General features: G+C 65.0%; 6 protein-coding genes. All 6 read right to left on the bottom strand.

Features of this window, described 5'->3' with window-relative positions; translation table 11 throughout:
- Positions 1–18 precede the first annotated feature (18 nt).
- From sbnB to M5G11_RS21085, 6 genes are read right to left on the bottom strand one after another with little or no spacing between them, the layout of a single operon-like run.
- Complete coding sequence (gene sbnB, locus M5G11_RS21110; protein WP_273908863.1) at positions 19–1,038, bottom strand: 2,3-diaminopropionate biosynthesis protein SbnB; 1,020 nt, start codon at positions 1,036–1,038, stop codon at positions 19–21.
- Between the two features lie 20 nt (positions 1,039–1,058).
- Positions 1,059–2,039 carry a 2,3-diaminopropionate biosynthesis protein SbnA gene (gene sbnA / locus M5G11_RS21105; protein WP_273908862.1) on the bottom strand — a complete coding sequence of 327 codons (981 nt, stop codon included), beginning with the start codon at positions 2,037–2,039 and terminating at the stop codon, positions 1,059–1,061.
- A 22-nt stretch (positions 2,040–2,061) separates the two neighbouring features.
- Complete coding sequence (locus M5G11_RS21100; RefSeq protein ID WP_273908861.1) at positions 2,062–4,647, bottom strand: type I polyketide synthase; 2,586 nt, start codon at positions 4,645–4,647, stop codon at positions 2,062–2,064.
- Positions 4,648–4,664: 17 nt separating this feature from the next.
- On the bottom strand, positions 4,665–14,036 hold the full coding sequence (locus M5G11_RS21095) for a non-ribosomal peptide synthetase (protein WP_273908860.1): 9,372 nt from the start codon (positions 14,034–14,036) through the stop codon (positions 4,665–4,667).
- Complete coding sequence (locus tag M5G11_RS21090) at positions 14,029–15,438, bottom strand: cytochrome P450 (protein WP_273908859.1); 1,410 nt, start codon at positions 15,436–15,438, stop codon at positions 14,029–14,031. Before M5G11_RS21090 ends, M5G11_RS21095 begins: the two co-directional genes overlap by 8 nt.
- Positions 15,439–15,487: 49 nt before the next feature.
- The gene (locus M5G11_RS21085; protein ID WP_273908858.1) at positions 15,488–16,879 is read right to left on the bottom strand and encodes an amidase; all 1,392 of its coding nucleotides are present in this window, start codon (positions 16,877–16,879) and stop codon (positions 15,488–15,490) included.
- Positions 16,880–16,929 lie beyond the last annotated feature (50 nt).

Here is a 16,929-nt window from a genome sequence, read left to right as displayed (position 1 = left end):
TGATTGTTGGCGTTGTCCCTAGGCGGCCTGGTAGGGCCTGGCGAAGAAGTCTTCGAGTTGAAGACCCTGGTCGCTGGCGCAGTCCTGATAGATCGCCCGGGCGACCGCGAGGTCGAGTACGCCCATGCCGAATGGCGAGAAAATCCGCGCCCGCCGTGGGTCTGGCTGCACCCGACCTTGCAGGGCATCGACGATGTCGCCGGCAATGAAGTCGCGGTGACCCGCCTGCTGCCAGGCCAGTTCCAGGGAGGTGGCCGCTTTCAGGCAGTGGTCGACGTTGTCGGCGAGGTTTTGTGCGCGTAGCACCACCGCAGGCGCCAGGTCGCGCAGCGACAGGTGCAACACGGTCGGGGCATGGGCGAACCAGTCGGGTTGGTCGATGCCGGGGCGCACCGCAGAGGTGGCGAACAGCATCAGGTCGCTTTCGCGCAGCGTGCTTTCCAGCGATGCGGTGCGTGCCGGCAGCCCCAGGCCAAGGCAGCGCTGGCGCAGTTGCTCGGCACGTTGCGGGTCGATGTCGCTCAGGGTGACGCTGCCTAGCTCCCAACCGGTCTGTTGCAGCAGGCGGATCACCCGCCAGGCAATCGGGCCACAGCCGATCACCCCGAGGTTTGTGCAGTGCCCCGGTGTCGGGTGAAGTTGCAGCGCCCCCACCACCGCCGACGCTGCCGTGCGGGCTGCACTGATCAGGCTGCCCTCAAGGCAGGCCAGCGGGTAGCCGGTCTGGCGGTCATTGAGCAGCACCAGGGCCGAGGCCCGGTCCAGCCCCCGCTGGGTGTTGTCGGGAAAGCTGGCGACCCATTTCAGCCCGGCAACCGGGTGATCGTCGTCCAGCACGGCCGGCAGGGCGATGATGCGGTTGCGCTCGTCGTCGGCAAAGCGCAGGAAATAGCTGTCAGGGTTGCTGGCCCGACCCTCGCTGGCCGCCAGATACGCCTGCTCTACCAGGCTGAGCAAGCGTTGTGGGTTGGCCTGCAGCCAGTTTTCAATGGGGCCTGCGCCGAGCAGCGTCAGCGCCGGTGGGGTCATGGAAGGCATCGGTTATCTCCTGCTGGGGCTCACACCGCGATGGCGGCGGGGCGTGAAGGGGCGGTTGAGTAGAAGTCGGGGTAGTGGCGTGTGACCCACTCGGGGTTGTAGACGGTGTCGACATAGCGGTCGCCCAGGTCCGGAGCAATGGCCACCACACAGGCGCCGGGCTCGATCTGCTGGGCCAACTGACGCACCCCGGCGAGCACAGTGCCTGACGAGCCGCCCAGCAGGATCCCGCGTCGCGCCAGGCTGTGGCACATGTGCAAGGCCTGCGCTTCAGGCACCATCAGCAACTGGTCGTAACGGCTGTATTCGCGGATCGCCGGTGCCTGGCTAGTGCCAAGCCCGGGGATATGCCGGGGCCCTGAGGGCTGCCCGAAGGTCACCGAGCCGACACTGTCGACGGCCACGATGCGCGTGCGCGGTGAGTGCTGGCGCAGGTAGCGCGACACGCCGCCGAGGGTGCCGGTGGTGCCGGCGCCAACGAACACGTAGTCCGGTTGGGCAAACTGGCGCAGGATTGCCGGGGCGGTGCTCAGGTAGTGCGCTTCGACGTTGTTGATGTTGCCGTACTGGTTGGTCCACACCAGTTGAGGGTCTTCGTCGAGCAGGCGTTCGATCAGCTCGATGCGACTGCCCAGGAAGCCGCCGTTGCGGTCGCGCTGGTTCACCAGCATCAGCCGTGCGCCGTAGGCTTCGATCAACTTGGCGGTTTGTGGCGAGATATTCGGGTCGCTGACGCAGATAAAGGGATAACCCTTGCTCGCGCAGACCATCGCCAAGGCCAGGCCCAGGTTGCCGGATGAACTCTCGATCAAGGCATTGCCTGGGCTGAGCCGGCCCTCCAGCTCCAGGCGTTCGACCATGCGCAGGGCCGATTTGACCTTGATCGAGCCACTGAGGGAAAAGCCCTCGAGCTTGACGAACACCGGGGTGTCCTCAAGCACCTCGCGCAGCTCCAGAAACACATCGTCGAACACCAGGTCGCCTGGCGATGAGATAACCATGGGGTATTGCTCCTGCGTGGCGTTAGAGAGAGGCATCCAGGGCTGCGCCTTCATGGCGCAGCATCAGGGCTACCGTGGCCTGCACCGTCGGGTGGTCAAACAGGTCATCCAGCGACAGCTGGATGCCGAACAGCTGGTGAATGCGCGCATTGAGCTGGGTGGCCAGCAATGAGTGGCCACCCAATTCGAAGAAATCGTCTGTGACGCTGATGCGTTCAACCCCCAGCAATTGGCACCACAAACTGGCTATCTCGTGCTCCAGCTCACTGCCGGCATCGATGCAGGTGCCTGTTGCCTCCGGTTGAGCAAGGGCAGCGTGAGTGGGTGCTTGCACGGCATCGACCCAGTGGCGCACGGAATCGAACGGATACCCGGGCAGGACCAGGCGCTGGCCCCGCACAGCGTGCACGGCCGCCAGGTTGAGCGGTACGCCGCGCTGCCAGAGTTCAGCCACGGCTTGCAGCAGTTGCGTCATGGCGCTGCTTGCAGCATCGGTGACGATGCATGCGGCAGACGCTGGCAGCGGCCAGGGCAGGGCGGCGGCATCCAGCAGGCAACGGCCGGTCGCGCGTGCCTGGTTGTCGAGGGCGTGTAGAAACACATCGGGCGAGCGCGGCTGCTGCCAGTAGTCTGCGGCAAACACACGCGTCGACCTGACCGGTTCGCCATCCAGGCTGGACAACCAACTCAAGCGTTCGCTGCCACGTCGTTCGCCGATCTCGCTGGCCGGCTCCTGGATCAGTTGCACCGCCTCCACCAGTGACAGGCAGCCGGCATGACAGGCCGCGACCAACTCACCCAGGGTGTCACAGAGTATTTGTCGAGGTTGCAACCCCCAGCCCAGCCAGACTCCGACCAGGGCGTGCAGCACGGCAAAGCGCAATATGCGCAGTTGGGTCGGGTTAAGTGTCGGCTTGTCCAGGTACAGCGGCAACGGCAAGCTCGGCGCCAGCGCATGGATCGCCTGGGCAAACACCGGGCATTCGGTGAGCAGTGCGTGCCCGCGCACGAGCAGCTCCGGGTTGTCGCGCAGTACCAGCAACAGATCGCTGGGTGCCGGGGCGGCCAGGCGCGCTGGCGCCGGGTGTCGCAGTTGCGCGATGCAGGCGTCCCGCTCGCCAACCACCAGGGCATGCCGGTAGACGTACTCGCTGCGCCCGGTATTGCTGGTGAAGCAGACATCCTCCAGGCGGGCAGCGGGGCAATCCCGCAGGAAGTCCGCCAACTGCGACTTCTTGCGTGCCAGGGCATCACTGCTCTTGGCCGACAGGCCAAGCAGCCACGGGCCCTCAGCGACGGCGTTGGTGGCGCTGGCAAGGGGGGCGGCCTGCAGCACCACATGGGCATTGGTACCACCGATACCGAAGGAGCTGACGGCGGCCCTGAGTGGCTGATCGCTTGGGTTCCAGGTTCGCAGTCGATCATTGACCGCCAGCCCCTGCAAGGCCACTTTGTCGGTCAAGCAAGTGAAGTTCAGCGAAGCGGGCAATTGCCGGTGTTGCAGGCACAACACGGCCTTGATCAGCCCGGCCGCACCGGCAGCGGAATTCAAGTGGCCAAGGTTGCTCTTGAGCGAGCCCAGGTAGCAGGGGGCTGTAGTGTCGCGCTCTGGCCCGCCGTATACCTCGTTCAACGCCGTCAGCTCGATCGGGTCGCCCAGTGCGGTCCCGGTGCCATGACACTCCACATAACCCACCTGTTCTGCGCGCACCCCGGCCATGGCCAGGGCGCGGTGCAGCACCGTGACCTGACCGTTCACGCTGGGCGCGGTATAGCCCACCTTGCCGGCACCGTCGTTGTTGATGGCTGAGCCGCAGATGATCGCCTCGATGCGGTCGGCGTCGCGCAGGGCATCGTCAAGGCGCTTGAGCAACACCAGCGCTACGCCCTGGCCCGGTACTGTGCCGCAGGCGTGTTGGTCGAACGCGCGGCAATGGCCATCGGGCGACAGGATGCTGTCGGGCCGGTATTGATAGCCCAGCGGGTCGGCGGCCTGCACCGAGGCACCGCCCGCCAGGGCCATGTCGCATTCATACATCAGCAGGCTGCGACATGCCTGGTGAATGGCCACCAGGGAAGTGGAGCAGGCGGTGTTGATGTCCAGGGCCGGGCCCTTGAGGTTGAGCTTGTAGGCAATCTGGGTGGCGTTGCCACTGTTGCCATAAAGCAGTTGCACCGGGTCGGCACCGAGTTGCGCGTTGTGCAGCAGGTTGCGGATGTAATAGCTGCTGATGTCGGCGCCGACGAACACCCCTGTCTCCACCGCGCACTGGTCGGGCGCGTACCCGGCACGTTCGAAGGCGTGGTAGGCGGTTTCCAGCAGCAAGCGCTGCTGCGGATCCATCAGGCTGGCCTCCCGCGGGGCAATGCCGAAGAACCGCGCGTCGAAGTGCTGGCGCCTGGGCAGTGGGATGGCGGCCTTGACGTAGGTCGGGTCGGCCAACTGTTCGGGGCTGACACCGTTGGCCAGCAACTGCTCGTCGCTGTAGAACTGCACCGCCTCCTGGCCGCTGGCCAGGGCGCTCCACAGCGCTTCGGGCGTATCACCTAGCGGCAGGCGGCAGGCCATGCCGACAATGGCAATGGCGTTTTCCATGGACTGGGTCATTGCTGCGTTCCTTCTGCTCATTGGCGTTGCAAACCGGCACGCCGGGCCTTGAGGGCGGCGACGCGACGCTGGTTGTCGGCCTGCGCATCCGTGTGCGGTTCTGCGGAGTTGTCCAGATAGCGGGCCATGCTTTCCAGGGTCGGGTAGCGGAACACATCCGCGATGGCCAGCTCGCGCTCGAAGGCTTGGGCGATGCCTTGCTGCAGTTGCATGGCCAGCAGGGAATCACCGCCGCGTTCGAAGAAGTTGTCCTGAGGCCCGATCTGCCCGTGGCCGAGCAGGCGTTGCCAGAGGTCGAACAGACGGCGCTGGCTCGGCTCGCTGATGGGTACCGGTTCGTTGGCGGCCACGCCGACAGGGTCGGGCAAGCGGGCCAGGTCGATCTTGCCGTTGCGGTTGAGCGGGAAATTGTCCAGGGCGATCAGCCGGGTCGGCAGCATGAACGTGGGCAGGTGCTCGGCAAGGGTCAGGCGCAATTCGTCTGCGCCCACCTCGCCGCTGTAGTAGAGGGACAGCCCCTGACGGTGCAGGGCCACGCACTGCGCGACACCGACACACAAGCGCGCGGCGTTTTCCAGTTCGCCGAGGTTGACGCGGTAACCATTGACCTTGACGGTGCGGTCGATACGACCGACGAACGCCAGTTCGCCGCGCGCCAGCCAGCGCACGGCGTCCCCGGTGCGGTATAGGCGGTGGCCGTTCAACTCGACAAAAGCGCTTGCCGTACGGGCCGTATCGCCCAGGTAGCCACGGGCCAGGCCCCGGCCCCCGAGGTACAGTTCACCGACCTGGCCGATGGGCACTGGCCGCTGCATTTCGTCCAGCACGTACAGCTGGGTATCGCTGATGGGCCAGCCAATAGGCGTTTCGGCCAGGGCCAGGCTGTCGCTGTCGATGCGATGCATGGTGCTGAACGTGGTGTTTTCGGTCGGCCCATAGCAGTTGTACAGGTGCTGCGGGCGCCCTTGCGGGCAATTCAACACCTGCGCCATGCAGCCGGGGTCCATGACTTCGCCGCCTACCAGCAGGTAGCGCAAATTGCGGAACATCGCGCCATGGCCGGCGCTGACATGCTGGTCGAACAGGCGGGTGGTCATGAATAGGACATCGACCTGCTCGCCGAGCAGGAAGGCTTCCAGGCGCGGGCTGTCGAGCAGGCTGTCGGGCGGCGCCAGGGCCAGCGTCGCACCGTTGAGCAGGGCTCCCCAGAGCTCGAAGGTCGCGGCGTCAAAGCTCAGGCTGGCGAGCTGGGCAAGCACATCGCCGGGTTGGATCTGCACGTAGTTGGTGTCGCGCACCAGGCGCAGGATCGCCGACTGCTCGACCATGACCCCTTTGGGCTCCCCGGTTGAACCCGAGGTGTACATCACGTAGGCGAGCTGTTCGGCAGACGGCAGCGGCACAGCGGCCTGGGTTGCATGCACCGAGGGCAGCGAGCCTGGCACCAGGCTCGGCACGTTCAGCCCGGGGTGGCGGGCCAATGTCAGCTCGTCGCCCAGCACCAGTGCCGGTCGGGCATCGTCGAGCAGTTGCTGTAGACGCCGGGGCGGGTAGGCCGCATCCAGCGGAATGTAGCTGGCACCCACCTTGAGCACTGCGAGCAGCGATGCAATGGTGGCCATGCTGCGCAGGGCAAACACACCGATCATCTGCCCGTCGAGATCACCGCCGTGCTGTGTGAGCATTTGCCGGGCGAGGGCAGTGGACCAACGATCCAGTTCGGCATAGCTCAGGCGTTGCCCGCCAGCGCTGATCGCTATGCGTTGCGGCCCCTGGGCGCACACCGTGGCAAAACGCTGGACGATGCCGACCGGCTCGAAGCTGGCGTTGGGTAGACCGGCCCACTGCTTCGGCGGGTAGAGCTTATTCAGCCGCGAGCGCTCGGTGGCCGTTGCCGACACCTGCGCTATGTCGCGCAAGGCTTGCTTGAAGAACAGTGCAAAGCGCTCGACCGAGCGCTCGCCCAGTGCAGCGACCCGGTGGACCAATTCCACCCGCAATGCCCCGGAGTGGGGATCGATTGCCGTCTGGTTGACCAGGGTGAAGTTGGTTTCTTCATAGCAGTAGCCAGGCTGTACGCTCAATCGCTGCAGCCCGCCGAGCTGCCCGAACACCCGGAAATTGACGAAGTTGAACAGGCTGTCGAACAGGGCGCCAGTGCCCAGGCCACGCTGGATATCGCGCAGCGGGTAGTTGGCGCAGCCGTCCAGCGCAGCTTTGAGTTCGCGCAAACGCTGAACCAACTGTTGCGGTGAATCGTCGCTTTGCAGCGTCAGGCTGCAAGGCACGGTGTTGAGGAACAGGCCCAGCATGCGCTGGCCGCTGTCCTCTATCAGCCGCCCATGGCTGGGCATGCCGCACACCACCTGACGCCTGCCGCTGAACAGGCTCAAGGCTTGCAGGTGCGCGGCGAGCAACAGCAGGTCGAGGCTCACGCCCAGTTGCTGCGCCGTGCTCCGCAGGGCCGTGTCCAGAGAGGTATCGATGGCAACCTCCAGGCGTGCAATCGGCCCGTTGTTGCCGACACCGGGGGCGGCCAGCAAGGTAGGTTCGAGGTCAGCGCACGCCTGCTCCCAGAACAGGCCCAAGGCAGGGTCTTGCCGCCATCGACGTTCTTGCACCACGTAATCGGCGAAGGTGCGCTCAGGCGGGAGTAGCTGCGGTGAGTGCCCTTGCAGGGCCAGGTCGTAGCCTTTGAGCAAGGTGGTAAACAGGGTGGCGACGCTCCAGCCATCGAGAATGGCGTGATGGCAGGTCAGGGTCAGGTGGAATGCCTCCCCGAGGCGATGCACCGTCATGCGCCAGAGCGGCGTACGCTCACCGTCCAGCGGGGTGAGCAACTGCGCTTCGAAGAACTGTTGCAGCAGCTGCTCCTGCCCCAACACAGACAAGGCGCCCAGGTCGTGAACGGCCAGAGGCAATGGCAGCGAAGCCCGAACGCGCTGCCAACTGCCTTGCGCATCGCGCGCGAACAAGGTGCGCAACACCGCATGCTGCTGCATGAGCGCGGTGAGCACCGCGCTGAAGTGACCCTCATCAAACTCGCCCTGCACCCGACAGGACATGATGTCCAGATAGGTGGATGCACCCGGATCCAGCTGCGAATGGAACAGCATGCCTTCCTGCAGGGCCGTCAATGGATAGGCGTCCAGGTCGCCGAGGCGGCGGCAGTGCTCGGCACGTGTGGGGTCAACCTGGCTGAACGCAGCCACCGGGGTGCTCGTGGCGGCTTCGCCCAACGGTTCCAGTCTCGCGGCCAGCCCGGCGAGGGTCGGGTGCTCGAACAGCTGGCGCGGGGTGAAGGTAAACCCGGCCTCGAGCACCAGGCGTTGCACGTCCAGCACCCGCAGCGAGTCGCCGCCACAGGCGAAGAAGTCGTCATCAGCGCCGGGGTTGGCCAGTTCCAGCACGTCGCGCCAGATTTCGGCCAGCAGCAGCTGCGTCACGCCTGCGGGCGCTCGCCACGCCTCGCTGGTCATTGGTGCGCTGCTGTCGAGTGCCTGGAGTGCGGCGATATCGACCTTGCCGTTGCGCGTCAGCGGCAACGCCTGCACCTGCAGCAAACGCTGCGGCACCATGAAGGCCGGCAACAGGCTGCGCAGGTGCGCGTGCACCTCGGCAGGCGGTAGCGGCGTGTCGGCGCAATACCATGCTTGCAGCAGCTCGCGCCCAGGGTCATGGCGGACCTGCGCAGTGCGGATGGCCGCATGGCGCAGCAGCGCGGCCTGGATATCGCCCAGCTCGATGCGAAAACCGCGAATCTTCACTTGATGGTCGTTGCGCCCCAGGTATTCCAGGTGGCCGTTGTCCAACCAGCGCCCCAGGTCGCCAGTGCGGTACAGGCGCAAGCCCTGCCATTGGACAAAGGCACGCGCGGTCAGCATCGGCTGGTTCAGGTAGCCGCGCGCCAGGCCTGGCCCTGCGACATGCAATTGGCCGGTGACCCCGACCGGGCACAGGCAGCCGTGCTGATCGAGCACCAGCACCTGCAGGTCGGCGAGTGGTCGGCCAATATCATTGCGCGTGCTGCGCAAAAGGTCTGCCGAGGTCACTTGTTTGTGGGTGACGTGCACGGTGGTTTCGGTGATGCCGTACAGATTGCTCAGGCGCACGCTGTCGGCGTATTTGTCGAACCACGGCGCCAAGCTGGCGACTTGCAGCGCCTCACCGCCAAAGATCACCTCGCGCAGGGGCAAGCGCTGCGCATGGCGACAGTCTTCGCTGATCAACCGGGCAAAGGCGCCCGGCGTCTGGTTCAGCACCGTGACCTGCTGCTCCAGCAGCAAGGCGCGCAGGGCCTGTGGGTCGCGGCTGATGTCCTGGGGCACGATCAGCAGACGCGCTGCATGCAGCAGCGCGCCCCAGATTTCCCAGACCGAAAAGTCGAAGGCATAGGAGTGGAACAGGCACCAGGTGTCCTGCTGGCGGAAATCGAACAAGCGCCGGCTGCTGCTGAACAAGCGCAGCACATTGCCGTGGCTGAGCATCGCCCCCTTGGGCGTTCCCGTTGAGCCCGAGGTGTAGATCACATAGGCCAGTTGTGCCGGGTCAATCACCGGCAGCGGTTCGTCGGTTGCGGTGAAGGGCTCGTCCAGCGTGAGCACATTTGGCACGGTCAGCCCGCTGTGCGCCAAGGCTTCGGCATCGCCAACTACCCATTGCAGGCGGCTGTCCTGACAGACGGCCTCAAGCCTTGCTGCCGGGTAGTCGGGGTCCAGCGGGACATAGGCGGCACCAGCCTTGAGAATGCCCAGCAAGCCGATCAGCAGGTCGGCACTGCGTGGCATGCAAAGGCCAACCAGGGTGTCGGCAGGCAGCGCTTGGCCATGGACATGCCGGTAACGGCTACGCAGGTGCTGAGCCAGCGCGGTACTAGCCTGGTCGAGTTCGCTATAGGTCAGGCTGCGCGGGCCATCCTGCACGGCGATAGCGCAGGGGAACTGCGTGGACGTCCTGGCGAACAGCGACACCAGCGAATCAGGCGAAGGCGCCTCGGGTTCGCCGCGTGCCAGCAATGCCTGCCGCTCGATGGGGGTAAGCAGCTCGAGCTGCGCGACACTTGCGTCACTGTCCAACGCGTGCTCCAGCAGTTGGCAGTAATGCTCGCCCAGGCGCGCCATGCGGGCTGCGCTGAAGCGCTCAGTGGCGTACTCCAGCGTGCCGCGCAACCCACCGCTTGCGTCATGGCGCAACGAGAGAAACAGCGGGTAACGGGCAATGCCATCCTCGACTTCGAGAAATTCACTGTGCAGGCCATGCAGGTCCAGGGCGTGCTGCTCGTTGGCCGATTGCAGGGCAAATACAGCCTGCATCAAGGCATGGGACTGCCCCTGGGTACCGGGCTGCAGCGCCTGCATCGCTTCCAGCGGGACACCCTGATGCGCCTGCGCCTGGCGCCCCAGCAAGGCAACCTGTTCGAGCAACGCGGCAAATGGGGCCTGTTCGTCAATCTGTACGCGCAGTGGCAGGGTACAGGTGAACAACCCGAACACCGCTTCATTGCCGGCCGCACGGTTGGCCGAGGGCACGCTGATGACCAGGTCGTTCTGCTCGCAATAGCGGCGTAGCAGCAGGGCAAACACGCTGAACAGGCCACTGAACAACGACGCCGCGTGCTGTTCGCAGTACTGCGTGAGGCGCTTGACCAGATGAGCAGGCAGGCTGAAGTAATGGTGTGCACCTGCCGATGAGCCAGCGTCATGTCCATCACTTGGCAAGTCCAACCCTTCATAGCCTTCCAGCAGGCTGCGCCAGTAGTCCCGCGCCTGCTCGAATTCGGCAGACGCCAACCAACGCTGTTGCCGGGTAACGGCACCGCTGTAGGACTGCGATACGGGCGGCCAATTCAGCGCGTCGCCTTGGCACTCGGCGTTATAGGCTTCGCCCAGTTGCCGCCGCAACAGGTCCAGTGACCAGCCATCGGCGATCAGGTGCGGCAGGCGCAACAGGAGGATGTGCTCGCGTTCGTTCAGCCTGAGCAACTGAACCTGCACAAGCGGCGCCTGATGAAGATCCAGTGGTTGGCGCAGCGCATCTTCCAGGTAGGCCTGTAGCGCATCGGCCGCCACCTGCATTCGCTGGATAGGGTGCACGGTCTGTGGGCTGTAGACCTGCCAGAGCCCCTGGTCGTCGACCACCTGCATGTGCAACTGGTCATGACGCCTGACGACCTGTTCCCAGGCGCGCTGCAATGCAGGCAGGTCAATAGCGCCCTCCAGCCGTTGCACCACCGCCAGGTTGAATCGCTGGACCTGCCCCTCGTCGTAGCGGTCGCTGAAATACAGATGCTGTTGTTCAAGTGACAGCGGGAAGCGCGTTTCGCGCTGCGGTTCAGTTACCTCTTCGGTCGAGCAACTGCCCACATAAGCTGCCAGTTCGCCCACGCTCGGGTAACACAGCAGTTGTGCAAGGCTCAAGCGCACGCCGAAGTGCTCGTGGATGCCAATCAACAGCTGAGCGGCCAGTAACGAGTGCCCACCCAGCTCGAAAAACGAGGCCTGGGTGCTGACCACCGGCACATTCAGCAGGTTCTGCCACAGCCCAAGCAGTTTCGACTCGAGCGGGTTTTTTGCGGCGACCGACTCTGCGCTCTGATCCTGCGTAGGGCGCTCCAGCGCCTGGCGGTCGACTTTTCCGTTCAGTGAGCGTGGCAACTGGTCCAGGCATTGGAAATGACGCGGCACCATGTAGCCGGGCAGGTGTTCATGCAGCGCTGCGCGCCATGCAGCAGGCTCGGCAGCTTCAGGCGAGCGGGGCACCACATAGGCGCTCAGCTCGGTCTGGCCATTGTGCTCCCAGGCCAGCACCACGGCCTGGCGGATACCCGGCAACTGATGCAGGGCATGTTCGATTTCACCCAGTTCTACCCGGTGGCCGCGGACCTTGACCTGGAAATCCAGGCGGCCGAGGTAGACCAGCTCACCGTGCTCGTTCCAGCGTACCCGGTCCCCGGTGCGGTAAAGGCGCACGGTTTCGCCTTTTCGCGCCAAGGCGTCGAGCATCACAAAACGCTCGGCGTTCAGCGCTTCACGTTGATGGTAGCCACTGCTCAGGCCGACGCCGCCGATGTACAACTCGCCGTTGGCCCCCCAGGGCACGAGGTTCTGTTGAGGGTCCAGCACATAGCAGCAGGTGGCGCCGATCGGCTGGCCAATGACCGCATGCTGGGCCGGGTCGCTCAGTACCTTGCGGGTGGACCAGATCGTGGTTTCGGTCGGCCCATAGACCTGCAACACCCGCGTCGAGCAGGCCAGCAGGTACTCGGCCAGGTGCTTGGACAAGGCTTCGCCGCCGCACAGCAGGCGCGCCTGCCCGCGTTCTGCCGGGCGCCAACCGGCGAGCGCCAGTATCGACCAGAACGAGGGCGTGCCCTGCAGCAGCGTGGGTTGGTAGGCGTCCAGCGCGGTGCAGAGGGCTGCCGGGTCCTGTAGTTGTTCGTCGAGCAGCAGCAGGCGCGCGCCGCTGGCCAGCGCGCCGAACAGCTCAAGGCCGAATATGTCAAAGCCCACCGCAGTGGCCCCGACCACGCGATCTCGGCTATCGAGCTGAAGATCCGTGACGAAGTCTGCAATCAGGTGGCCCAAAGCCGCCTGTTCGATACACACGCCCTTGGGCCGCCCGGTGGAACCGGAGGTGTAGATCAGATAAGCCAGCGCCGAGGCCGGCGGCAGGCTAAGCGCCACCGGGCAGGTTGGAGCACGTACCAGCGTCGGCGCCAGGCACCATTGCTTTACGTCGATCGGCAGCGCCTGATCACAGATCAACAGGTCCATGCCGCTGTCGCTGACGATATCTCGCAGCCGCTCCAGGGGCATGTGCGGGTCAATCGGGACATAGGCGTTGCCACTGCCAAGAATGCCCAGCATGGCCACCACCGCGAGGTCCTTGCGTTGCAGGCAGATGCCAATGCGTCGAGGTGTCGGATGCGCTGAGTGCAGTTGTGCGGCCACGGCCGATGCGGCGCTGGCCAGTTGACGATAACTGAGCGTGGCGTTGCGGTAGTGCAGGGCGGGGGCGTCGGGTTGGCATTTGACTTGGGCCATGAACATGGCCATGACACCTTGCTGCCCACGGGCAACCCCCGCGGGTTCGCCGGCAAATGCCCGTAGCTGTTGGTACACGGGGGCGGTCAGCAACCAGCCGCTGTGCAGCGGCTGTTGCGGCGCATCCAGGGCGCACTCGAGCAGTTGCACGAAGCTTGCGGCCAATCGCTGGATGAATGCGGCGCTGAACAGGCCCAGTTGATAGTCCAGGCGCAGGCGGATGCGCTCGGCATCCTGCTGGTAGGCAAAAACCAGGTCGCCGACGACCTGGCGCTGCCCCAGCGGCAGGGGGTGCAGTCGGGCCTTGCCCAGGGCCAGTTGGTCCTCGCCGAAGTAGGCCTCGATCACGCTGACGTTGAACGGTCGCTCTTCGCTGCGTTCGCTGTTGCGCAACTGCCGAATCACCTCGGTCAGGGTGAAACGCCCGTGTTCGCGCGCCGCTTTACGCTGCTCAAGCAGATGTGCGACCTGCTGGTCCAGGGTGCACTGGGCGCCAACGTCCAGGTGCAGGGGGTAGTTGTTGATGTAGCAGCCCAGTACCTGGCGGGCGCCGGCCGGGCGCATGTCGACAGGGTAATTGAGCACCAGTGAATCAGCCCCGGCATAGCCAGCCACGACCTGGCCGACCGCGGCAGCAATCACCATGAAAGGCGTTGCGCGCTGGCTGCGGGCGTACTTGCGCAGTGCCTGCGACAGCGCCGGGCTCAGTTCGAAGTAATGTGAGCTGCCGAGGCCGGCTGGCGCTGCGGGTACCTCCTGGCGTGGCAGTTCCACGCTCAACGGCTGCCCGGCCAGGCGCTCGCACCAATAGTCGACATCCGCCTGCCGGGTACTGTCGTCCATCGCCGGCAACTGGGTGCTTGGCTCAGGCAGCGGCGTCCCGGACAGGTAATGCTGGTAGCTCTGTTCCAGCACGTGCACGAAGTGCAGCGCCGAGGTGGCATCGGCAATGATGTGATGGAAGTTCAGCAGCAGCACCCGCTGTTGCTCCCGGCGCAGCAGGCTGAAGCGAAACAGCGGCCCGCTTTCCAGGTTGAAGGGGATGGCCAGTGCTTCGCCGATGGCCTCGTCCAGCGTTTGCGCCAGCGCAACCTCACGTACGCAGAGCACCTCGGCAATCGGTGCAGCAACCTGCTGGAGCAGCTCATCACCCGCCACCCGAAAGCGGCTGCGGCAGCCGTGGTAATAGTGATTGACGAAGTAGGCCAGGGCGCACTCGAGCGCCTGCTCGTCGAGATCACCCTCGATGCGGTAGACCAGGGGGGTGTTGTACAGCGTGCTTTGTGGTGCCAGCTGCCATTCCAGGAAGAACCGTCGCTGATAACGATTGGCGTTGAATTCACGCATGGCGACGCTCCTGCAGCGCGATCTGCACCGGTTGCTTCATCGCCAGGGCGAAGTGGAACTGGTGCTCCATCAGGCCATTGCTGACCTCCCAGTCGCCCGCGCGAACCAGCTCGGCCAGCAGCACTTTGAGCGAGTAGCGGGAGAACATCTGCCCGGTGCAGTTGTTCGGGCCGCTTGAGTAGGTGAGGAAGGGCTGGCGGTAGCGCTCGGGTTTCTCCATGAAGCGCTCCGGGCGAAACTGTTCGGCGTCCGCGCCCCAAAACTCGGTCAGGCGCAGGAGGTGGTAGACATCGGCCACCAGTTCAGTGCCACGCTTGACGAAATGGCCATTGATCATCAGGTCGCAACTGGCGGCGCGGAACAGGAACGGTTGCGCCGGGTGCAGGCGCAGCACTTCGTGTACGCAGGCATGCAACAGGGTGTCGTCGCGGCGAATGTAGGCGCTGTAGTCCTCGCCCTGGCTGCGCAGCTCGTCATGCAGCGCTTGGCGATAACCGGCGTGCTGTCCGAGTTCATAGACCAGCGCGACGAACGACGGGAAGGGCGCGATGTAGCCCGCCAGCACCGCGCCATTGAGGCCGGTGGCGAAGGCTTCGTCCTGGATCGATTGGTAGTGCTGGTCGATATAGGCGTTCAGGCGCTCGGTGTAGTCGGTGGTGTTCAGCAGGCCTGGGTCATTGCCAATGCGCGCCACCAGTTGGCGCTTGAGCTGGTCGAAGCGGGCATTGAAGTTGGCTGGCTTGTGATAGGCAAAGGCCTTGCCAAGCAGGTCGACCTGTTCCTCGAGCATCTGGCTGACGCCTTCCAGCGACCCCTGCATGTTCATCACCGAGCGCAGGTAGACCTCGACGGTAAAGGCCCCCAGCGCATCATTGATGGCGAAATGGCGCTCACCCTGCCACCAGCGAGTGGCCAGTTGCTCGCTGAGTTGGCGCATGGTCTGGATGAAACGCTCCGGGCCGCTGACCAGGTGCGCAATGATATTGCGCTTCTGCTTGGCATCCTGGCGCTCCTTGCTCATGCGCATGCGGCCCAATGCGTCGGCAATTACCAGGAACTGCCGACCATCACCCACCAGCTCGCCCTGGCCCATGCGCGGGTGCTGCATCAAGCCGCGAATGGCCTCGACGCCGAGCAGTACGCAGTAGTCGCCAGCAAAGGTCGGCAAGCGCAGGAACGGCTGGTAGTGGCCGTCGCCACGCAAGGCGCGGCCAGCGATGTAGTGATAGACGTCGGCGCGACGACGCAAGGCGCGCGAATTCTGCCAGCGTCGCAATAGCCCGAAAGGTGCCGCCAACCCGCCCAGCAGGCGGTAGGTACGGCGTTGCAGTAGGGAGGCGGCGACAATCGACAGACCGTCTGCGCGCGTGCTTTCCAGGGGACGGTTCTTCAGCGCTTCCATGGCTTACCTGCTCGTCAGGGTGGGGGGCCGCGCACCAGGCGCGAGAGAGCTACATCAGGGCCGGGGCTTGCCAGCCGCCAAGGCGTTCCAGCTGGCGGGCAACCTGCAACGCGAGGTCTTCACGCCAGGGTTTGGCGATAACCTGGATACCGATGGGCAACCCTTCGCGGGAGCGTCCGATGGGCACCACCGCCACCGGCCAGTTGACCAGGCTGTAACAGATCGAATAGCTGAAATCGCGTACCTCGCGGTACGAGTGCCCATGCGGCTTGGCCACGGTGGCGGCGACCGGGCAGAGGATCACGTCGTAGTCATCCATGAAATGCAGCATGGCCTGGCGGCAGCGGTCGAACTGCATCCAGTTGCCGCGCAGCTCGGTGACCGAGAGCCGGGACTGGCGGGCCAGCTCAAGGTACTCAAGCAGCAGGGGGGAGGGCCGTTTCAGGTCCAGTTGCTGGATCAGGTCAGTCAGCCACTTTCCTTCGTCGCCGCCCAGCAGGATGCTGTTGGCCAGCAGCGTTTCGATCTGCCCGAGCACTTCCGGGCGGCGCTCGTCGAGCTGGGCCACCTCGCCCTGCAACGACAGCGCGGCGTTTGTGACGCAACGGCGAACATCTTCGCTGGGCGGGGCAATGCCGTCGTCGCTGTACCAGGCAACGCGCAATGAACTGAGCGCACGCGGCTCGCCGGTCTGCCAGGGCACCGGGGGCACATGTGGGTCGCGGCCATCGGGGCCGGCGAGCAAAGGGGCAACCAGCATCAGGTCGTCGATGCTGCGGGCCATGGGGCCAAAGGAAATGAACTGGCTGAACAAGCCCATGCAGTCGAGCGGAAAGTGGCCGGTGAGGGGAACGCGCCCCTGGGTCAGGCGCAAGGTGGTGATGCCGGTGTTGTGAGCCGGCACCCGCAGGCTGCCGCTGGCATCGGAGCCGATGCCAAGCAGCGACCCCCTGGCGGCAATCAGTGCCGCCTCGCCGCCACTGCTGCCGCCGGGGCTACGCAGCAGGTCGTAGGGGTTGCGGGTCTGGCCATACAGCAGGTTGTCGGTTTCGTAGCCGATGCTCAGCTCTGGCGTATTGCTCAGGCCGAGCAGCAAGCCACCGGCTTCGCGCAGCCGGGCAACCACGGTGGCGTCGCGCTCGCTGGGCTGGCCGATCAGGCCGGCACAGCCCTTGTCGGGCTGGTAGCCGATGGCGCCACAGGTGTTCTTGACGCTGAAGGGCACCCCCAACAGCGGTTTGTGTTGCAGGCGATTGCGGTGTTGGTCGATCCAGGCGGCCTGGTCGTAGGCCATTTCCCGATTGCTCTGCACCAGCGCATTGATCAGCGGGTTGACCCGGTCAATCTGGCGGTAATAGGCGTCCAGTACTTCACGGGCGCTGAGGGTTCCGCGCTTGACCGCCGCCGACAGGGTGGCGGCATTGCAGGTGAGGATATCCACGCATCGTTCTCCATCGAGTACCGCCTGGACAACAGCCTGAGCCCCGTTGA

It is taken from the genome of Pseudomonas fontis (genome assembly GCF_028656955.1).
In the GTDB taxonomy this organism is placed as follows: domain Bacteria; phylum Pseudomonadota; class Gammaproteobacteria; order Pseudomonadales; family Pseudomonadaceae; genus Aquipseudomonas; species Aquipseudomonas fontis.
Note: the sequence above shows the minus strand (reverse complement) of the source record. Positions and strands in the feature narration are given on the sequence as shown.

Coding starts and splice junctions, on each gene's coding strand:
- M5G11_RS21095 (WP_273908860.1), bottom strand. CDS start 14,036: ATGCGTGAATTCAACGCCAATCGTTATCAGCGACGGTTCTTCCTGGAA.
- sbnA (WP_273908862.1), bottom strand. CDS start 2,039: ATGGTTATCTCATCGCCAGGCGACCTGGTGTTCGACGATGTGTTTCTG.
- sbnB (WP_273908863.1), bottom strand. CDS start 1,038: ATGCCTTCCATGACCCCACCGGCGCTGACGCTGCTCGGCGCAGGCCCC.
- M5G11_RS21100 (WP_273908861.1), bottom strand. CDS start 4,647: ATGACCCAGTCCATGGAAAACGCCATTGCCATTGTCGGCATGGCCTGC.
- M5G11_RS21090 (WP_273908859.1), bottom strand. CDS start 15,438: ATGGAAGCGCTGAAGAACCGTCCCCTGGAAAGCACGCGCGCAGACGGT.